The sequence below is a fragment of the Azovibrio sp. genome (genome assembly GCF_049658005.1).
Classification (GTDB): Bacteria; Pseudomonadota; Gammaproteobacteria; order Burkholderiales; family Rhodocyclaceae; genus Azovibrio.
Map to the genome: position 1 here is coordinate 1 of NZ_JBASOH010000064.1, position 17,875 is coordinate 17,875.

A 17,875-nucleotide genomic window follows, 5' to 3' on the forward strand; every position below is an offset into this window, starting at 1 on the left:
GCCGCCTTTACCGACATCCTGAAACGGGAAGGCGTGCTCATCCGCAAGGAGGGTCGGGGCGCGCCTTCGACAACCGCTTCGTCGAGCGGCTCTGGCGCAGCGTCAAGCACGAAGACGTGGATCTGAAGGGCGATGCCTCGATGGGCGAATCGATGCTCGGCCTGACCGCGGATTTCGGTATTGCGCCTTCTACAACGCCAAGTGTCCGCACCCGTCGCTGGGGCAGAAAATGGGGCAGAAAACGCCGGAAGATGGCACGGCTGGGCTGCCGTGTGGGCGAGGCAGGCGTCGAGGTCGGTTGGCCCGGGTTCATCGCGGGCTCGGTGACGGGATTGACGACACCGGCATGAATGCACTGTTCGATCCGTCAGCCAAGCTGTTTTTCTGGCTTCCCGGCAGCAATCGATGTGACACATTACGTCGCATCAACCCGGATGATGGTTTCCATCCAACCAGGAGAAACCATCATGGCAAGATATCGTTCGCGTTACACCGCAAATGCGGCAAATCCTGATCCCATCATTCTTCTCTGGCTGCTGCGCATTCTGGTGCCGCTGGGTGGGCAGCGTGAATTCGTGCGCTCTAACGGCTTTAGCAACGATACGCTGGCCGAGGTGATTGGCCTGGGGCATTGGATCGATCCGTCTCCCAATGATTTTGACCTGAAGGCCGTTCAATCAGAACTGCGGTTGCTGCATCAGCAGGCGGAAAAGCAATGGGCAAAAGCGCCTCTCCCGGCTTGCCTGCGCAACAACGTTGGCCAACTCTCCAATCTGGTAGGCCTTGGCGCGACCGATTGCAGAATCCTGGAGTTTGCCGTGTCGATCCACAATGAACGGCTCCTGGATGACACGGCTGACTGGCTCGGCCAGATGTCATCAGTCAAGATCTTTCATGCCCTTTCGGTGATTCTGAATCTGCCCGAACCTGAAATCCGGGCTGCGCTGAGCGCACAAGGGATTCTCGCGCGCTCCGGCCTGGTTTCGGTCGACCGTAGCGGTACCAGCACGCTACGCGGCAAGCTGGATCTGCTCTCCGATGGGTTTGCTGATCTGATGACATCTTCGGAAGCCGATCCGATCAGCCTGCTGCGCGGCACCGTATCTGCCGCAGGCCCCGCACAACTCAAGCTGGCCGATTACAGCCATATCAATGCTTCCCTGGAAATTCTGCGTCCGTATCTACGGCACGCGGCCACGACCGGGCGGCGTGGCGTCAACATCTTCCTGCATGGAGCGCCGGGCACGGGCAAGAGTCAGCTGGCACGTGCCCTGGCGGATGAACTGGGATGTGAACTGTTCGAGGTGGCAAGTGAGGATGCCGATGGCGATCCCGTGAATGGCGAACGCCGTCTGCGCGCGTTTCGTGCCGCTCAGAGTTTCTTCGCACAACGCCGGGCTCTGATTGCATTCGACGAGGTCGAGGATGTCTTCAACGATGGCGACAGGTTCTTTGGTCGCAAGAGCACGGCCCAGGTCCGGAAGGCATGGATCAACCGGATGCTCGAAGAGAATCCGGTGCCGACGCTCTGGCTCTCCAATTCCATCGATGGACTCGACCCGGCCTTCATCCGCCGCTTCGATATGGTGTTCGAACTGCCTGTGCCACCCAAAAAACAGCGTGAGCGGATTTTGCGGGAGAATTGTGGCGACCTGCTCGATGCGGCCACTCTTTCACGGATTGCCGAGGCCGAGTCTCTCGCCCCCGCCGTCGTGGCCAAGGCGAGCTCTGTCATTCGCTCGATTCGCGACGATCTGGGCCAAAATGGTTGCGCATCGGCGTTTGAACGGTTGATCAGCAACACCCTGGAGGCCCAGGGACACCGTCCCCTCGTCCAGAACGACCCGGATCGGCTACCGGACATCTATGACCCGGGTTTCATCCATGCCGATGCCGACCTGAGCGCTGTTGCTGCGGGCCTGATTGCTGCGCGCGTCGGCCGACTCTGCTTGTACGGCCCGCCGGGTACGGGCAAGACCGCCTATGGGCGTTGGCTGGCTCAACAACTGGATGTTCCTTTATTGATCAAACGCGCATCGGACTTGATGTCGCCCTATGTCGGCGAAAACGAGCGGAACATTGCCCGGGCATTTCGACAAGCGGCGCAGGATGGCGCACTGCTACTGATCGACGAAGTCGACAGCTTCCTTCAGGATCGTCGTGAGGCGCAGCGTGGTTGGGAAGTGAGCATGGTCAATGAGATGCTCACCCAAATGGAATCGTTCTCCGGCGTATTCATCGCCTCGACGAACTTGATGACAGGTCTGGATCAGGCTGCGCTGCGTCGCTTCGACCTCAAGGTGAAGTTTGGCTTTCTACGGCCAGAACAGGCCTGGGAACTGGTGTGCCGTTACTGCAAACAACTCAACCTCCCTGCTCCACAGCCCGATCTGCGGGCAAGGACGATGCGTCTAGAGCGGCTCACCCCTGGCGATTTTGCCGCTGTGCTGCGCCAACACCGATTCCGCCCCATCGAATCTCCTGCAACGCTGGTTTCGGCCCTGGAGGCGGAGTGTGCAGTCAAAGAAAGTGGAAAAACATCGATTGGGTTTCTCTGACCATCAACCGCATGGGATGATTCGACAAAAAAGGGGAGGATCAATGCGCACACTCTCGAAGTCCAAACTACTGGCTTACCGGCAGTGCCCCAAGCGACTGTGGCTTGAGGTGCATCGCCCCAAGTTGCGCGAGGATTCGGCGGCCACCCAGGCCAGCTTTGCCGTGGGGCATCGAGTCGGTGACATTGCCCGGCGATTGTATGACCCCAAAGGCAAGGGTGTTCTGATCGATCCGCAAGCGGACGGGTTTGATGCCGCATTCGCCCGCACCCAGGAACTCCTGCTATCAGCGCAACCGATCTTCGAAGCGGGTTTCCGGGCCGAAGGTGCGTTGGCTTTTGCCGACGTGATGTTGCCGGTAAGAAAAGGGGGCAAGCGGGCCTGGCGTATGGTCGAGGTGAAATCCTCCACCTCAGTCAAAGACTACCATCGCGACGACGCGGCTGTGCAATCCTTCGTCGCCCGCTCCTCCGGCGTGCCGCTCACCAGGATTGCGCTCGCACATATCGACAATACTTGGGTCTATCCCGGCAATGAGGATTACAACGGGCTATTGCTCGAAAACGATCTGACGGATGAAGTGTTTGATCGTGGCGACGAGGTTCGCAGTTGGATAGCCGAGGCACAACAGATCGTCGCCAAGAAAAGTGAGCCTCGCATCGCTACGGGCAAGCACTGCGGCAATCCCTATGAGTGCGGATTTCTTGCCTATTGCCAAAGCCAGGAACCGCAGGCCGAGCAGCCGATCAAGTGGCTACCGGGTCGCTTGAGCAACAGGCTTCAGGCACACATCGAGGCGCACGGCCTGACAGAACTTCGTGACGTGCCGGATGAACTGCTCAGCGACAAGCAGCAACGCGTCAAAGCGGTCACCCTCTCCGGCAAACCTTATTTCGACCAGCAGGCAACCGCACAAGCGCTTGCCGCTGACAAGCTGCCTGCCTATTTTCTGGACTTTGAAACCATCCAATTCGCCGTACCGATCTGGAAAGGCACGCGCCCCTACCAGCAGATTCCTTTCCAGTTTAGCGTCCACCGTCTCTCTCGCACGGGCAAGCTCGGGCAGCAAGCCTTTCTCGATCTCACAGGCAGCGATCCATCCCAGGCATTTGCCGAAGCCTTGATTGCCGCATGTGGCGAGCGAGGTCCCATCTTCGTCTACAACGCCGGGTTCGAAACGACCCGTATCCGCGAGCTGTCTGAGCGCTTTCCTCGTCTGGCCAAACCGCTACAGGCATTGAACGGGCGGGTGGTGGATCTGTTGCCGGTGGCACGTGATCATTACTACCACCCCAGCCAGCAGGGCAGCTGGAGCATCAAGGCGGTGCTGCCGGCACTCTGTCCAGATCTGGATTACGGCGATCTCGAGGGTGTCCAGGATGGCGGAATGGCCATGGATGCCTTCCTGGAGGCGCTGGCACCGCAAACCGGTAAGGCACGCAAGAGCACAATCGAGCAGCAATTGCTGACCTACTGCGCACTCGACACCTATGCCATGGTGCGCTTGTGGTCGATTTTCTCGGGCTCTGCATTGAGGGTCTGAAATGGCAAAGCGCTCCGACAAGCTCGAAACCGTATTGCTTGCCGTCGAGTTGCTGCGCCGTATTCCGCGCGGCCGCAAGGTGACCGCCAGCGAGCTACATCGCCAACTCAAGGATGCCGGCATCGACCGCGATCTGCGCACCATCCAGCGACAACTGGAAATGCTCAGCGAGCATTTCGAGATCGAGCGTGACGACCGTAGCAAACCCTATGGCTATCGTTGGCTGGAGCAAGCCAAAGGGCTGGCGGTGCCCAATCTCACGCCGCAGGAGTCGCTGCTGCTGCAGCTTGCCGAAGAGCACCTGAAGAATCTCCTGCCGGCCCGGTTGACGAAATCCATGGAGGGGTTTTTCAGCCAAGCTCGGCGGAATCTTGGTCCGGATAGCCGTGCGCGCCTGGAGCGTGAGTGGCCCGGCAAGGTACGTGTCGTGGCCACCAGCCAGCCGCTGTTGCCTCCCAAGATCGTTCCAGGTGTCTTCGAGGTGGTCAGTGAGGCCCTATATGGCAATTTCTGGCTTCAGCTCGATTACCGGAATTCCACAGGCTGGCGCAGCAAGGTGGAAGTCATGCCCTTGGGCCTCGTCCAGCAAGGGCCGCGCCTCTATCTCGTTTGCCGCTATCGGGGTTACGACAATGAGAGAAATCTGGCGCTGCACCGCATCTTGTCGGCAGAAATGTCGACGCTGACGTTTGATCGGCCCAGAGAATTCGACCTCAGGAAATATGACGACGACGGGCGTTTCGGCTTCGGCGAGGGAGAAAAGATCCGGCTGACCTTCCGCATCGAGCCCAGTGCCGGGCTTCACCTGCTGGAATCTCCACTCTCGAACGACCAGCAAGTCGTCGAGCTCGATGACGGACAACTGGAAATCACCGCCACAGTAATTGATAGTGCCATGCTGGAATGGTGGCTGCGAGGGTTCGGGGATGCCGTGCAAGTCATCGACCGCCGCCCACTCGAATCGCCAATCTGAATTGCCAAACCGGTTTCGCAATTGGAAAAATCATGACACCACAACTTCCCGTCGCCCCCCCAAGCGCTGATGCCCGTGGGCGCACTCAGCGGTTATTTCTGGGTCCCAGCGTACCAGCGCGGTTACCGCTGGGGCAAGCATGAAGTCGAAGCTTTACTCAACGACCTGCATGAATGCGCCAAACTGCCAATCGGCCAGATCTATTGCCTGCAACCGGTAGCGGTCAAGGCGCTGACCCGGGCGGCGACCGATCCCTATCCGGAGGCCGTACCGGTCGGTGAAACCTATTTTGAACTGATCGATGGCCAGCAACGTATCACCACCCTTTACCTGCTCTACCGCTATCTGCACGCACTTGGACAGGGGGCACCCAACTTCGTACTGAGCTATGAAACGCGGCCCGGAAGCACCCAGTTTCTGAAAATGGTCAGCAGCCGGATCGACGACACGAACATCGATTACTTCCACATGTCGACCGCCTTCGCCCATATTCAGGGCTGGTTTGAAACGAGGTGGCCGGACGTCAGCGAACGACAGCATGCAGCTGCTGACTGGGCCCAGCGCCTTGCCAGCCAGATCGACTTGATCTGGTTCGATGCCGGCGGACAGGACGCCATCGATCTTTTTACACGGATCAACGCCGGGCGCATCTCGCTGACCAATGCCGAGCTGGTCAAGGCGCTGCTGTTGGCGGACAACGGACACGCGGACCCGATCCAGCAAGCCACCTGCGCCGGTCAGTGGGATGCTATCGAACATGCCCTGCATGACGACGCCTTCTGGTACTTTCTGAGCGCCGACAAACCCGAATCTTACGCGACTCGCATCGATCTGCTACTTGACCTGATCGCCCACGCATCCAGGACGCACAACGACTCATTCGCAACCTTCGAAACGTTTCAACGTGAACTTGCCCAAGGCAGGACGCAACAGGACCTGTGGAGCGAGGTCTGGCAACGCTACACCCTCTTGCGCGACTGGTTTGAGGACCGTGCCATCTACCACCGCATCGGCTGGCTGATTGCTACCGGCGAGAAACTCTCGATTGTGATGGAACTGTGCATGCAGAACGCAGCCCAGTCCAGATCGGCGTTCAAGAAACTCCTCGAGAGCCGCATACGTAATCGGCTCGATGTTACCCAACAGGATTTTACAGGCCTGAACTACGAGGACCATCGCCAGCAGTGCGAACGCCTGTTACTGCTGTTCAACGTGCTGTCGGTCGACCGGCTTGAACACGGAAACGAGCGCTACCCATTTGCCACGCACCACAAGGAACAATGGAGCCTGGAGCATATCCACGCGCAGGCCGCCCAACCGCTGAATGGCGAGGCGGCATGGCGCGAATGGTTGAGCGACGCCAAGAGAACGCTGGATACGTTACAGCTGGACGACAAACAAACTGAACAACTTACCGACCAATTGGACAAGGCGTTGGCGAACAAGACCATCGGCCGCAATACATTTACGAAGCTCGAACAGGACGTCAGCAACTTGCTGAACCGCCTCAATGCTGCCAGCGATCCGCATGCGCTCGACAACCTGGCGCTGCTGTCGTGCGACATCAATGCTGCCTTGGGCAACCAGTCGTTTCCAGCCAAGCGGCGGCGCCTGCTCGAACTCGACAACGAGGGGCGTTTCATTCCGCTGTGCACACGTCGGGTTTTCTTCAAGTACTACACAAAAACAACCCGCCAGCAACTGCAGTTTTGGAGCCTGGCAGATCGCGATGCCTACCGCAAGGTGATCGAGGAAGTTGTCACCCCTTATCTCAATTGAGAAAACAGCCATGACCACTACCTCGTTTGCCGGCCTGAGTAGCAATATCGAACGCATCGAAATCCCCATCATCCAGCGCGATTATGCGCAAGGGCGCATGGACGAGACTACAAGGCGTATCCGTAGTGCGTTTCTCGATGCCCTGCTCAAGGCATTGGAACCGAATGCGAAAGCGCAGCCGCTCGACTTCGTTTATGGCGAAATCAAGAAGGGCGCGCTGATTCCGCTCGACGGCCAGCAGCGGCTCACCACGCTGTTCCTCCTGCATTGGTATCTAGCAGCACGCTTAGGCATCGCCACCGATTCTGCCAACTGGAGCCGGCTGCCAACTTTCACCTACAGGACACGGGCAAGTTCGACGGCGTTTTGTCAGCAGCTCGCCACCTGTCGCCCGCCGTTTGCCAATCCCCTCGCCGACGAAAAAGACCCAACCAAGGAACTGGGCGACTGGTTCAAGGATCAGTCCTGGTTCCCGCGAGCATGGGAACGTGATCCGACCATCATCGGCATGTTGGTCACGCTTGACGACCTGAACGAGCGGTTGCGGGCGTGGAGCGATGGCAAACTGCAAAGCGCCTGGGATCGGCTCACCAACGCCCAATCCCCTGCGATCCACTTCGACTTCCTGTCCATTGCCAATATCGGCCCGGCCGACCGCCAGTACATCCGGATGAACGCGCGGGGCAAGCCGCTAACCGAGTTTGAACGATTCAAGGCGCGTTTCGAGGAGATACTCGGCCACGCCTCACCCACCGACCGCACGACATTCTCCCACCGGGTGGATGGCCCCTGGACCGACCTGCTCTGGCCACTGCGTGACAGTGGAAAAAAGAGCGCGCTCGACGCCGTGATCGACGACGAATTCCTGCGCCTTTTCTGCTATCTCAGCGCCCTCGCCGTCTGGAAGTTTAAACTGCTCGATTGCAAGGCAGAGCCCGGGACTCTGGAATTGCACATGTGGGCCGAATCAATATTCGGCCAGGCCGATGCCAACGGCGATCGGCGCGCCTTTCTTTTCAAGGCAATGGACGCCCTGCACAACACTTTTTCCGGCAAGGATCGGCCGGCAATCGAGGCCACCTTTGCACAATGGTTCTCCAAAGAAATTCACCAGCAGGGCAAATTGGCGCTCTTCGAAACGGAGACCAATCTTCTGACCAAATGCGTGGTGCACTTTGGTGAACCGTCGATTGAAAAAAGCAGGTTTTCGCTGGCGCAAACACTTTTGTTTTATGCATTGCTGCAAGGCTGGATGAAAGGCAGCGCCCCAGATTTGCAACGCCTGCGCGTTCTGCGCAATCTCCTGCTGGCACCGGATGCCTATCTATCGCAGGGGAAGATGGCCGACCATTTGCCTGGAGTCGAACACCTGATTGACCACGGTCTGCCAAGTGCGGGCACATCGATGCCAGGAGCGTTGAAATTTGCGTTCAGTGAACGACAACTGACCGAGGAGGTCGAGAAGTTGGCTTTGAAATCCGCCAGCGCCGCCCTGGCCGCTGACATTGAACGGCTGGAAGATCATCCGCTGCTCAGAGGCTGCCTGTTCGCCTTCGACCTTCAGGCCAACCCAGCGGACATCCGGCGCCGCGTCGATACCTTCTATGAATTGTTCCCCCCCGGTGGTTTGCTTCGTTACGGCGAACTTTTGACCGGCGCACTGCTGACTAAAGGCGACTACAGCCGTCCTGTAGGCAATAATAAGTTCCAGTTCGGTAGCGCTACCCAAGATCCCCGCTGGCGCGACGTGCTGACCGGCCCGCGTGTGGACCCATTGACAATCAGAACCCCGCTGGCCGCCCTACTCGACGACGTAGCTGCGGGTACAGGCGACATCCCCGCCCGCCTACAGGACATTGTCGATAATTGGCGGACAAAGCAGAAGCAGTTTGACTGGCGCTATTACCTCGTCAACTACAAGTGCATGCGGAGTGGTGAAAGCGGCCTCTATTACTCATACAGCGGGAGCATGGGCTTCGACTTGTGCATGCTGCACACGGATGTGCTGCGTAGCTACTACGACGACCCGTATATCGTTGCAATCATTGAGCAAAGTGGTATCCCAAAAGAGAAGGTAATCTATTGGTTCGGCTACAGCGCTCACTTGCAGCAGGACGCACGCTGGCTGCAGGCGAAGGGAGGCGCAAATATTCTGCGCCACGATCCGGCCGGCTGGGTGGTCAATCCCCCCAACGACCCGGCTCAGCATGCAGCGTTTATTCAGGTGTGCAGTCCATACGGCATGAAACAGCGGAATGGCGAGTGGATTCTGGAGGTGCCACCGAGACTGGCTGCAGGAGGTCTCGACTATGACACCGCCGACCGCATCGATCTCGGTCGAAAGCTGCTGGTCGATTTGCTACCGCTGTACCTCTGACCTGGCGATGCTCTCCAAAATCGCCTCTCGCCTTGACTGGTTTGTCTTGTTTCCGGCAGTTAATAGCCATGTCATCCAGCTGCAAACCGGACGAGGAGGTAGTTTCAACAAATTTTCAGGCGTCACCCCGATGGGTGAGCGGGAAAGGACGGTGCTGATGCAAGCCCGGTAACGAACCCGGGGCGCCGCCGCTGGCTTTGCCTGGGTCAGAGGCTTCGTCAAGGGAGCGGGCACTGGCGCCCGCTCCAGACCGCGTCAATGCAGACGCAGTAGTTGTTCGGCCACCCGTTGCCCCAGGCGTGCGGCCGTCTTCAGGTCCGATTCCAGCATGGCCTCGGCGCCCTGGTCTGCATTGGCCTGGGCCATGGCACCCGAGCAGCTGCCCAGCCGGTTCAGGTCGGCGACCGAACCCTGGCTGGAGTTGTTGCCGGGCAGAATGTCGAGGCTGACCCAGATCATGCCGTGCTGACAGGCCAGGAGGATCAACTGCACCAGGGTGCTGAGCTTGTCACCGGACTGGGAGGCCGAGGTGGTAAAGCCGGCGGCCAGCTTATCCTTCCAGGACTGGGCAAACCAGCGTTTGCTGGAAGCGTCCATGAATTCCTTGAACTTGGCCGAGGCGCTTCCCATGTAGGTGGGCGCGCCAAAGATGATGGCATCGGCGGCATCCAGCTCGGCCCAGGCGGCCTCGTCGAGTTGGGTCACGTCATGAAGTTTCGCCGCCACCCCCGCCAGGGAACTGGCGCCTTCGAGAACAGCCTGGGCCTGGCGGGCCGTGTGGCCATAACCGCTGTGATATGCAATGGCAATTTTCTTCATTGTCGAGTCTCCATGTTGATGTGGTGCTTGTGACCAGAATGGGCTCAGGACATTTCCCGGAGGATGCGATAAGCCTCGTCCTCCATGGGTACGAATCCAAGGGCGCCTTGTTGCTCCAGCAGTGCGGGATAGGCGCGCCCACCCTGGGCCAGAAAGGATGCCTGAATTCCCTTTCGCAGGGAAGCGCAAAGACGGCCGCGATAGACAATGGCATCCAGCGGCAAGGGCTCCGAACGCCACAGCACCCGCACGGCATCGGCGCCGATGCGCCCCTGGCGGATCAGTTCCGAGAGGTGGAAGCCGGAGAGGAAAGCCGCATCCACCTTGCCTGCCGCCACGGCCAGCCCGGCCCGGTCATGGTCGCCCACGTACACCACGCGGCCGAAAAAACTGTCCAGGGACTGCCCGGTCAGGCCCGGAAAAACGCGGCGCGGCAGGACGGCTCCCGAAGTGCTGCCAGGATCGGTGAGCGCCAGCACGCTGCCCTGCAGGGCTTGCACGTCGCGGTAGGGACGTGCTGCCGGCACGGCCAGGACGGCGCGATAGTAAGGTCCTTCTTCCTGGAGCGGGCCGGCGCGCTTGGCATAGGATGCAAACACCTGGATATCCGGGTTGGCTTTGCTGGCCTTGAGGTAGGCCGCCGGACCCAGAATGGCGAAGTCGATGGTTCCCGCCACCAGCCCCTCCACCACTGCGCCATAGGATTGGGGCAACAGCAGTTCCACCGCCTTGCCCAGCCGGGCCTCGATGGCAGCCAGCAGGGGTTTGTAGGCGGCCAGATCACGGCCGGCATCGCCCTGGGGCACCAGGGAAAAGCGCAAGCGGGCCGGCGATTCACACTGGGCCCAGCTCTCGACGGCCCACACCCCCATCCCCAGGCCAACGCAAAAACGCCGCCGGCCAAGGCTAAATTTCCCCATCCCCATTCCCATCCCCTTTTCTTTCCAGCAATGTCTCGATTTCGCTGGCCACTGCCGGCCGGTGCAGATGGTATCCCTGCGCGGCATCGGCACCGGCCGCCTTGAATTGCACCCACTGATCCGGGGTCTCCAGGTCGGTCACCAGCACTCGCAGACCCTGGACATGGGCCAGGATGATGATGAAACTGGCGAGGGTGCGATCCTGCCGGCCCCCCTGATCTGCGCTGATACAACCCGGCCCTACTTTCAGCCATTTGATCGGCAGGACGTGCAGATGATGGAAATTCGTCGGCCCCCGTCCAAACCCATCCACCCACAGGGAAACCCCCAGACAGGCCAGATTTTCGAGACGGGCGATGCTCTGGCTGTCGGCGGACTGAAACCAGTCCACCGGAATTTCCAGCCCCAGGAGGGCGGGCTGCAGCCTGCGTTCGCGCAGGGTTTTCAGCACCAACCCGGGAAAATCCGGATCGCCGAGACTTTCCCCGGTCACATTGACCGTAATCGGCAACAAGGCAAAGCCGCTGTTCTGCCAGGCATCCAGCTGCCGGCAGACCTGCTGGATCACCCAATGGTCAAGACGGGGCAGCAAGCCCTGTTCCCGGGCGGCTGGAAGAATGTCCTTGGGGTAAATCAAGCCGTGACGGGCATGGGGCCAGCGCAGGAAAGCCTCCAGGCCGATCCGGCGCAAGTCAGCCAGTTCATGCTGGATCTGGTAGTGCAACAGCAATTCGTCATTCTGCAAGGCGGACGCCAGCCCCCGCGCGAGTTCATCCTGCCGCACGGGAATGTCATTCAGGGCGGCATCGTAAAACCGGAACGTACCGCGCCCGGCGGCCTTGGCGGCATACATGGCGGCATCGGCATGCTCCATCAGGGTTTCCATGTCGAGGCCGTCCCGCGGAGCCAGGGCGATGCCCATGCTGGGGCGCACCTCCAGAACATGGCCCTCCAGACGGCAGGGCGCCCCCACGGCCAGGATGATCTTGCTGGCAATCCGGGCCGCATCCTCGGCATCCGCCAGTTCATTGATGAGCAGCACGAATTCATCCCCGCCCTGGCGCGATACCAGATCCGAATCCCGCACCGACTGGCGCAGGCGCTGCGCCACGTGCCGCAACAGCAGATCTCCGATGTGGTGGCCCAACTGGTCATTGACCACCTTGAAACGGTCGAGATCGAGAAAGACGAGGGCCAGCAGATGGCCGCCGCGACGACTGGCGGAGAGATGGCTTTCCGCCAGTTCAGAAAACAGCATGCGATTGGGAAGCCCCGTCAGATGATCATGCGAGGCAAGATGGTAGGCTTGTCCCTTTTCCTGTTGCAGCTGCTGGATCAGCTCCTGCTTGTCGACCTCGGACTGGAGCACCTGACGGTACAGCTCACGCTGGCGCTGGGCCAGCAGGGAAAGGGCCACGCCCGCGGCCGAGAGGAGCAGGGTGAGACTCCAGGCCAGGCTCAAGTGGCGCCGGCGAGAAGCTGCCAGCCCCTCAAGAATACTGTCTTCAGTCTGGCTGATTTCGACCCGCAAGGGAAAGCGTTCGAGTGTCTTGCCGACCACCAGCCGGGCCTCCTGGCCGGACGTGGCATGGGCGTTTCCCAGACTGATGGCCAGGTCATCCGCGACCAGCAGGGGGCCCGCCTCACTCCGGGAGATGATGATCTGCCGCGCGCCCAGGCCGGCTCCCTGATACAAGCGCAAGAAATAACCCAGATCGAGCAGCATCAGCAAACGCCCGGTGCGCCCCTTCGGACTTTCCAGGGAGAGCGCCACGGGCAGCAACCAGGCCTCGTCCCCGTCACTGCTGAGTGGCCCCAGGCTCAAGCCGGGCGCCGGTTGCGCCAGCGGATGCCTGGCCAGGGCCAGCGCCAGGGGGCTTGAAGCAAACCGCACGCTTCCGCCCTGATCGAGCACCAGCAGGCGGACATAAACCCCGTCCCCGGCCAGGGCGGCCCCCAGGGCCTCCCTTTCAGCATTACCCCGGTCCAGCAATTCCGCCGCCCGATCGGCATAGAGGTAGGGACGGGCCAGCACCTGCTCCAGATTGGCGGCGACGACGTGCGCCAGGGTCTGACTCTCCTGACGCGCCGCACTCAATGCCAGTTTTTCTTGCCGTTCCAGTTGCTGCAGCGACAAGCCCCAGATCACCATCAACACGAGCAGGGTCAGTAGCGCGGGCCCGAAGAGCAGCAGCATCCAGCGCCAGCGCTCAGCCAAGCGAAAAGAGGCAAAGGAAGCCATCTGCTCAGGCTTCACGGCAGGCACGAGCTCTCGACATGGCGACTCATCATGGGGAATACGCGTGACAGGAAAATGACAACGCCCGCCCTATAATCGGGAATTACTTGCGAGACTGGAGACGGACGTGGATGTCCTGCTGTTGCTGGCCAGCATCACCGTGGCCATCGTCCTGCTTTTCGATTACACCAATGGCTTTCACGATGCCGCCAACATCATCGCCACGGTGATTGCCTCGCGGGCCATGACCCCGGCCCAGGCGGTGATCTTGGTGAGCATCTTCGAATTTCTGGGGCCCCTGCTGGGAGGGACCGCCGTGGCCGATACCATCGGCTCCTTCGTCCAGTTGGGCGGGGTGCCGCCGCTCCTTTCCCTCGCGGTGATCCTGTGCGGCCTGGTGGGGGCCATCGTCTGGAATGTCATCACCTGGTGGAAGGGCGTCCCCTCTTCCTCCTCGCACGCCCTGGTCGGCGGCCTGACCGGGGCCGTGCTGGTTTCGGCAGGGGGCGATCATGTGGTCTGGGGTTTCGCCGAACTCCTGGAAGGCCGCATCACCGGCATCATCAAAGTGCTGGCTGCCCTGATCCTCTCGCCCCTGGCCGGTTTCTGGGCCGGTTTCCTGATCCACCGCCTGATGCATGCCCTGCTCCGGGCCGCCCGACCTGCCGCCAATTCCGGCCTGAAGCTGGCCCAGTATGTCACCGCCGCCGCCCTGGCTTTTTCCCACGGCGCCAACGACGCCCAGAAAAGCATGGGCATCCTGACCCTGGTGCTACTCCTGGGAGGCTTCATTCCCGAATTCAAGGTGCCGTTCTGGGTGATACTGGCCTGCGCCTCGGCCATCACCCTGGGCATCCTCTCCGGAGGCTGGCGCATCGCGCGCACCCTGGGGTTCGCCATCTACCGGGTGCGCCCCCTCCATGCCCTGGACTCCCAGCTCACCTCGGGCGCCGTGATCTTTGCCGCCGCCATGGCCGGGGCCCCGGTATCCACCACCCATGTGGTGGCCTCGTCCATCATGGGCATTGGCGCTTCCGAGCGGCCCCGCTCGGTACGCTGGTCCAAGGCCGGCGATATCATCATGGCCTGGATCATCACCATCCCCGGAGCCGCCTGCTTTGCCATCCTGGCCTATGCCCTGGTGAATCTGTTCCTCAAGCCCGCTGCCTGATCGGGAGGCCCCATGCAAAACGACAAGCCATCCATTTTCCGCCGCCTCTACGACCGGCTCTTTCCCCGGACGCCCGACTTCTTCGCCCTGCTTGCGGAGCAGTGCCAGCAGGTGGCCTGCACCACGAGCCTGCTGGTGAAATTCATGGAAACCGCCGCGCCGGAGATCGGCCGGCAGATCCGCCAGGACGAACATGAGGCCGACCGGATCAAGGTGCGCAACCTGCACGCCCTCAACGAAGCCTTTTCCACCCCCATCGACCGGGAGGACATCTACCGGGCCATCGTCGATCTGGACGATGTGGTGAATTACTGCAAGACCACGGTCAGCGAAATGGATGTACTGGGGGTGGCCCCGGACAAGCACACCCTGGAAATGGCCATGCACCTGAAGATGGGCATGGACGCCCTGGTGAGCGGTTATGGCAAGCTGGGCAAGCAGCCCCCCTCGGCGGCCGAGGACGCGGACATCGCCAGAAAGGCGGAACGCAAGGTGGAAAAGGCCTATCGCCGCGCCCTGGCCGAGCTGTTCCAGGGCGAGGACTACATCAACATGTTCAAGCGGCGGGAAATCTACCGCCACCTCTCCAACGCGGCCGACCGCATGGCCAACTGCGCCAACACCCTGCACGACATCGTCGTGAAGATCTGCTGAGGCCGATACCCGGAGCCGGGCCCGGTCGTTCCGTCCGGCCCGATCAAGGCTCCACGCTAAAGGGCTTGCCGTATCGGGCGGCCATGGGCGCCACCTGGGCCACCCATTCCTTCCGCCCCGAACAGGCCACCCGGCGGATCCCGGCTTGCTGGAACAAGGCCTGCAGCGCCGCTGCATCGCCCTGGACCAGATTCACCACACCGGCTGGCAGGCCCGCCCGTGCGGAAAGTTCCACCAGGGCATAGACTGCGCCCGGCGCCCGGGGGCTGGGTTTGAGCACCACCGTGCCGCCGGCACGCAGCACTGGTGCCAGCAGGATCGCCGCCGTAGCCAGGGGCGCGGCATCATCCCAGGCCAGCCCCACTACCTGGCCTTGATCCGCAGGGTCGGCAAACCGGGCCTGCAGCGCCGCCACGGCGGCCTCCACCTCGGCCCTGGCCAGGGCCTCGTCCTTGCCGATTTCCTGGCGCACCAGCTTGGCAAAGTGCCCGGTATATTGATCCAGCTCCGTCGCCCAGTCCTGCAGCAGTTCCTGACGCCGGGCCTCCGGCTGTGCGGCCCAGGCAGGGGCCGCCGCCTGAGCTGCCGCCGCCGCTTCCGCCACCTCATCGGCGCCGCACAGGGGGGTACGGCGCAGAGCCTCCCCGGTCAAGGCATCATGCACTTCATAAAAGCCGGAGGCCATGGTCAGGAACGCCCGGCCGTTGATCCAGAGCGGCAGGGCCGGTGGGCCGTTGGGACTCGACATCATGTTCAATGCGCTCCAATGCTAGAATAGTGCAGTGCACAACCGGGCCGAAAGGCCCGATAAATCGGCGAAAGGGCGAATGTTAACCCCAAGCCTGACTGAACGAAAGCCAAGCCGCGTGTCTGAAGCCCCCAAGAACTCCATCCAGGTCATTGAGCGCATGATGACGCTGCTGGATGTCCTCGCCGAATCCCCGGACCCCGTCAGCCTCAAGACCTTGGTCCAGCGTACCGGCCTGCACCCCTCCACGGCGCACCGCATCCTCGCCTCCCTGGCCGGCAGTCGCCTCGTCGAACGCCAGGATGCCGGCAGCTACCAGCTCGGCATCCGCCTGCTGGAGTTGGGGAATCTGGTCAAGAGTCGCATCAACCTGCGCGAAGTAGCCCTCCCTTTCATGCAGCAACTCCATGAAAAAATCGGGGAGAGCGTCAACCTCGGCATCCGCCACGACGACGAGATCATCTATATCGAACGGACCTCGGCCGGACGCTCCCTGGTGCGGGTGGTGTATCTGGTGGGAGGGCGCGCGCCCCTGCACCTGACCTCCGTGGGCAAGCTGTTTCTGGCCGAAGATCCCCCCCAGGCCGTGCGGGATTACGCCAGGCGTACCGGCCTGCCCGGCAAGACCGCCCATTCCCTGGTGACCCAGGCCGCCCTGGAAAAGGAACTGGAACGGATTCGCCGCCACAAGGTGGGCTTCGACGACGAGGAAGCAGAAGTGGGACTCAAATGCGTGGCGGCGCCCATCCGCGATGACGAAGGCAAGATGGTGGCCGGGCTCTCGGTTTCGGCCCCCACCGAACGACATCAGGAGAACTGGCCCGGCTGGGTCAAGGAAACCGCCGACGCCATTTCCCTCGCCCTGGGCTATCTACCCGGAAAACGCTGATGGAAACCGTTGATGGAAACCCTTGACGGGCGGAGGCCCGGCCTCATGAAAAACATGAAAACTCATCAAAAACGCGGCTCAAGGCCGCGTTTTTGATGAGGGTCAGACAGACTCAGGCACCCGTGTTGCGGCGACCGCCATCGGCGCTTTCCATCCAGCGCTTGATCCGGGTGGCATCCCCTACCCGGGTCATCTTGCCGTCGGAATCGAGCAGCACCATCACCACCGGCTTGTCCGCCACCCAGGTCTGCATCACGAGGCAACGACCCGCTTCGGAAATGTAACCGGTCTTGGAGAGGCCGATCTGCCAGCCGGGATTCTTCACCAGCACATTGGTGTTGTTGAAGTCCAGGATGCGATGCCCGAGGTCCACCCGCGCGCCGGCCATGGTGGAATATTCACGGATCTTGGGATACTGATGCGCCGCCACCACCATGCGCGCCAGATCACGGGCGGTGGAGACATTGTTGACGGACAGGCCGGTCGGCTCCTCAAAGCGGGTATGGCTCATGCCCAGAGCCGAGGCCTTGCGGTTCATGGCGGCGACGAAGGCCGGCAAGCCCCCCGGGTAATGACGCCCGAGCGCATTGGCGGCGCGGTTTTCCGAAGACATCAGGGCCAGCAGCAGCGCGGTATCCCGGGTCATGGCCGAACCCACCTTGAGGCGGGAGCGCGTCCCCTTGAGGTAATCCACGTCCTCATCGGAGATGTTGATCACCTCATTCAGGTTCAAGCCGGCATCGAGCACGACCATCGCGGTCATCAGCTTCGAAATGGAAGCGATGGGCACGACCACCTGGGCATTCTTCTCCAGCAGGGGAACGCCGCTGTGCTGGTCCATGACCAATACGGAAGCGGACCCCAGCGCCGGGTTGCCGCCTTCCCATTCTTCAGGCAGGGCGGCAACCTTGCGTACCGAAGCGGATTTCCTCGCCACCCGCCCCTTGCGGGCAGTCGCTCCAGCTTGCAGCGGCTTCTTCTTGCTGGATCTGGCGACGGGCTTGTTCCTGGTGCCGGCCTTCTGGGCAAGCACTTTCTTGCTGCTGCCGGCCACGACGGTCGTTTTCCCGGTCGTTTTCTTTTCTGCGGCAACGACAGGTGTGACCGAGCCCAGCGTCGTGAGCGCAGAGATCAGTAAAGTAATGGCAAGTTTTTTCATGGGCATTCCCCCTGGTTGGCAGGCAATTCTAAACCAGTCTACCATC

13 protein-coding genes and 1 pseudogene are annotated in these 17,875 nt (G+C 61.2%); 9 read left to right on the plus strand and 5 right to left on the minus strand.

Features of this window, described 5'->3' with window-relative positions; translation table 11 throughout:
- The 6 genes and pseudogenes from WBH99_RS06955 to WBH99_RS06980 all read left to right on the plus strand — a co-directional run.
- Nucleotides 1-265: pseudogene (locus WBH99_RS06955) on the plus strand (IS3 family transposase); the annotation flags it as partial.
- 202 nt (nt 266-467) lie between these two features.
- Nucleotides 468-2,558 (plus strand): AAA family ATPase, encoded by a 2,091-nt coding sequence (locus tag WBH99_RS06960; RefSeq protein ID WP_424219386.1) that lies wholly within the window; start codon nt 468-470, stop codon nt 2,556-2,558.
- 43 nt (nt 2,559-2,601) lie between these two features.
- Nucleotides 2,602-4,101, plus strand: coding sequence for a DUF2779 domain-containing protein (locus WBH99_RS06965; protein WP_424219387.1), 1,500 nt, complete (start codon nt 2,602-2,604; stop codon nt 4,099-4,101).
- Between the two features lies 1 nt (nt 4,102).
- Entirely contained in the window at nt 4,103-5,074 is a 972-nt protein-coding gene (locus WBH99_RS06970; protein ID WP_424219389.1) for a helix-turn-helix transcriptional regulator, read from the plus strand.
- Nucleotides 5,075-5,149: 75 nt separating this feature from the next.
- The gene (locus WBH99_RS06975; protein WP_424219390.1) at nt 5,150-6,853 is read left to right on the plus strand and encodes a DUF262 domain-containing protein; all 1,704 of its coding nucleotides are present in this window, start codon (nt 5,150-5,152) and stop codon (nt 6,851-6,853) included.
- Nucleotides 6,854-6,863: 10 nt separating this feature from the next.
- A complete protein-coding gene (locus tag WBH99_RS06980) occupies nt 6,864-9,230 on the plus strand; it encodes a DUF262 domain-containing protein (RefSeq protein WP_424219391.1) in 2,367 nt (788 codons plus the stop codon).
- Nucleotides 9,231-9,485: 255 nt separating this feature from the next.
- Here the strand turns inward: WBH99_RS06980 and WBH99_RS06985 are convergent, their stop codons facing one another.
- Genes WBH99_RS06985 through WBH99_RS06995 form a run of 3 tightly spaced genes read right to left on the minus strand, consistent with a single transcriptional unit; the run spans nt 9,486 to nt 13,211 of the window.
- A complete protein-coding gene (locus WBH99_RS06985) occupies nt 9,486-10,049 on the minus strand; it encodes a flavodoxin family protein (protein ID WP_424219392.1) in 564 nt (187 codons plus the stop codon).
- Nucleotides 10,050-10,093: 44 nt separating this feature from the next.
- Entirely contained in the window at nt 10,094-10,921 is an 828-nt protein-coding gene (locus tag WBH99_RS06990) for a phosphate/phosphite/phosphonate ABC transporter substrate-binding protein (RefSeq protein WP_424219393.1), read from the minus strand.
- Nucleotides 10,922-10,955: 34 nt separating this feature from the next.
- Nucleotides 10,956-13,211: a putative bifunctional diguanylate cyclase/phosphodiesterase gene (locus tag WBH99_RS06995; RefSeq protein ID WP_424219394.1), complete on the minus strand. Its 2,256-nt coding sequence runs from the start codon at nt 13,209-13,211 to the stop codon at nt 10,956-10,958.
- A 124-nt stretch (nt 13,212-13,335) separates the two neighbouring features.
- On the opposite strand from WBH99_RS06995, the gene WBH99_RS07000 reads away from it, so the two are divergent.
- Nucleotides 13,336-14,379: an anion permease gene (locus WBH99_RS07000; protein WP_424219395.1), complete on the plus strand. Its 1,044-nt coding sequence runs from the start codon at nt 13,336-13,338 to the stop codon at nt 14,377-14,379.
- 12 nt (nt 14,380-14,391) lie between these two features.
- On the plus strand, nt 14,392-15,033 hold the full coding sequence (locus WBH99_RS07005; RefSeq protein ID WP_424219396.1) for a DUF47 domain-containing protein: 642 nt from the start codon (nt 14,392-14,394) through the stop codon (nt 15,031-15,033).
- Nucleotides 15,034-15,076: 43 nt separating this feature from the next.
- Here WBH99_RS07005 and WBH99_RS07010 read toward each other — a convergent pair whose 3' ends face one another.
- Nucleotides 15,077-15,784, minus strand: a complete 708-nt coding sequence (locus WBH99_RS07010; protein WP_424219397.1) for an aldehyde dehydrogenase family protein — start codon at nt 15,782-15,784, stop codon at nt 15,077-15,079.
- Between the two features lie 76 nt (nt 15,785-15,860).
- Between WBH99_RS07010 and WBH99_RS07015 the strand changes: the two genes are divergently transcribed.
- On the plus strand, nt 15,861-16,670 hold the full coding sequence (locus tag WBH99_RS07015) for an IclR family transcriptional regulator (RefSeq protein WP_424219398.1): 810 nt from the start codon (nt 15,861-15,863) through the stop codon (nt 16,668-16,670).
- A gap of 112 nt (nt 16,671-16,782) precedes the next feature.
- Here the strand turns inward: WBH99_RS07015 and pbpG are convergent, their stop codons facing one another.
- Nucleotides 16,783-17,829 carry a D-alanyl-D-alanine endopeptidase gene (pbpG, locus tag WBH99_RS07020; RefSeq protein WP_424219399.1) on the minus strand — a complete coding sequence of 349 codons (1,047 nt, stop codon included), beginning with the start codon at nt 17,827-17,829 and terminating at the stop codon, nt 16,783-16,785.
- Between the last annotated feature and the right edge of the window lie 46 nt (nt 17,830-17,875).

Excerpts from the sequence above, each read along its gene's own strand:
- WBH99_RS06970 (WP_424219389.1), top strand. The coding sequence starts at position 4,103 with ATGGCAAAGCGCTCCGACAAGCTCGAAACCGTATTGCTTGCCGTCGAG.
- WBH99_RS06990 (WP_424219393.1), bottom strand. The coding sequence starts at position 10,921 with ATGGGGGTGTGGGCCGTCGAGAGCTGGGCCCAGTGTGAATCGCCGGCC.
- WBH99_RS06965 (WP_424219387.1), top strand. The coding sequence starts at position 2,602 with ATGCGCACACTCTCGAAGTCCAAACTACTGGCTTACCGGCAGTGCCCC.
- WBH99_RS07015 (WP_424219398.1), top strand. The coding sequence starts at position 15,861 with ATGTTAACCCCAAGCCTGACTGAACGAAAGCCAAGCCGCGTGTCTGAA.
- WBH99_RS06960 (WP_424219386.1), top strand. The coding sequence starts at position 468 with ATGGCAAGATATCGTTCGCGTTACACCGCAAATGCGGCAAATCCTGAT.
- WBH99_RS06985 (WP_424219392.1), bottom strand. The coding sequence starts at position 10,049 with ATGAAGAAAATTGCCATTGCATATCACAGCGGTTATGGCCACACGGCC.
- pbpG (WP_424219399.1), bottom strand. The coding sequence starts at position 17,829 with ATGAAAAAACTTGCCATTACTTTACTGATCTCTGCGCTCACGACGCTG.
- WBH99_RS07010 (WP_424219397.1), bottom strand. The coding sequence starts at position 15,784 with ATGATGTCGAGTCCCAACGGCCCACCGGCCCTGCCGCTCTGGATCAAC.
- WBH99_RS06980 (WP_424219391.1), top strand. The coding sequence starts at position 6,864 with ATGACCACTACCTCGTTTGCCGGCCTGAGTAGCAATATCGAACGCATC.
- WBH99_RS07005 (WP_424219396.1), top strand. The coding sequence starts at position 14,392 with ATGCAAAACGACAAGCCATCCATTTTCCGCCGCCTCTACGACCGGCTC.
- WBH99_RS06995 (WP_424219394.1), bottom strand. The coding sequence starts at position 13,211 with ATGGCTTCCTTTGCCTCTTTTCGCTTGGCTGAGCGCTGGCGCTGGATG.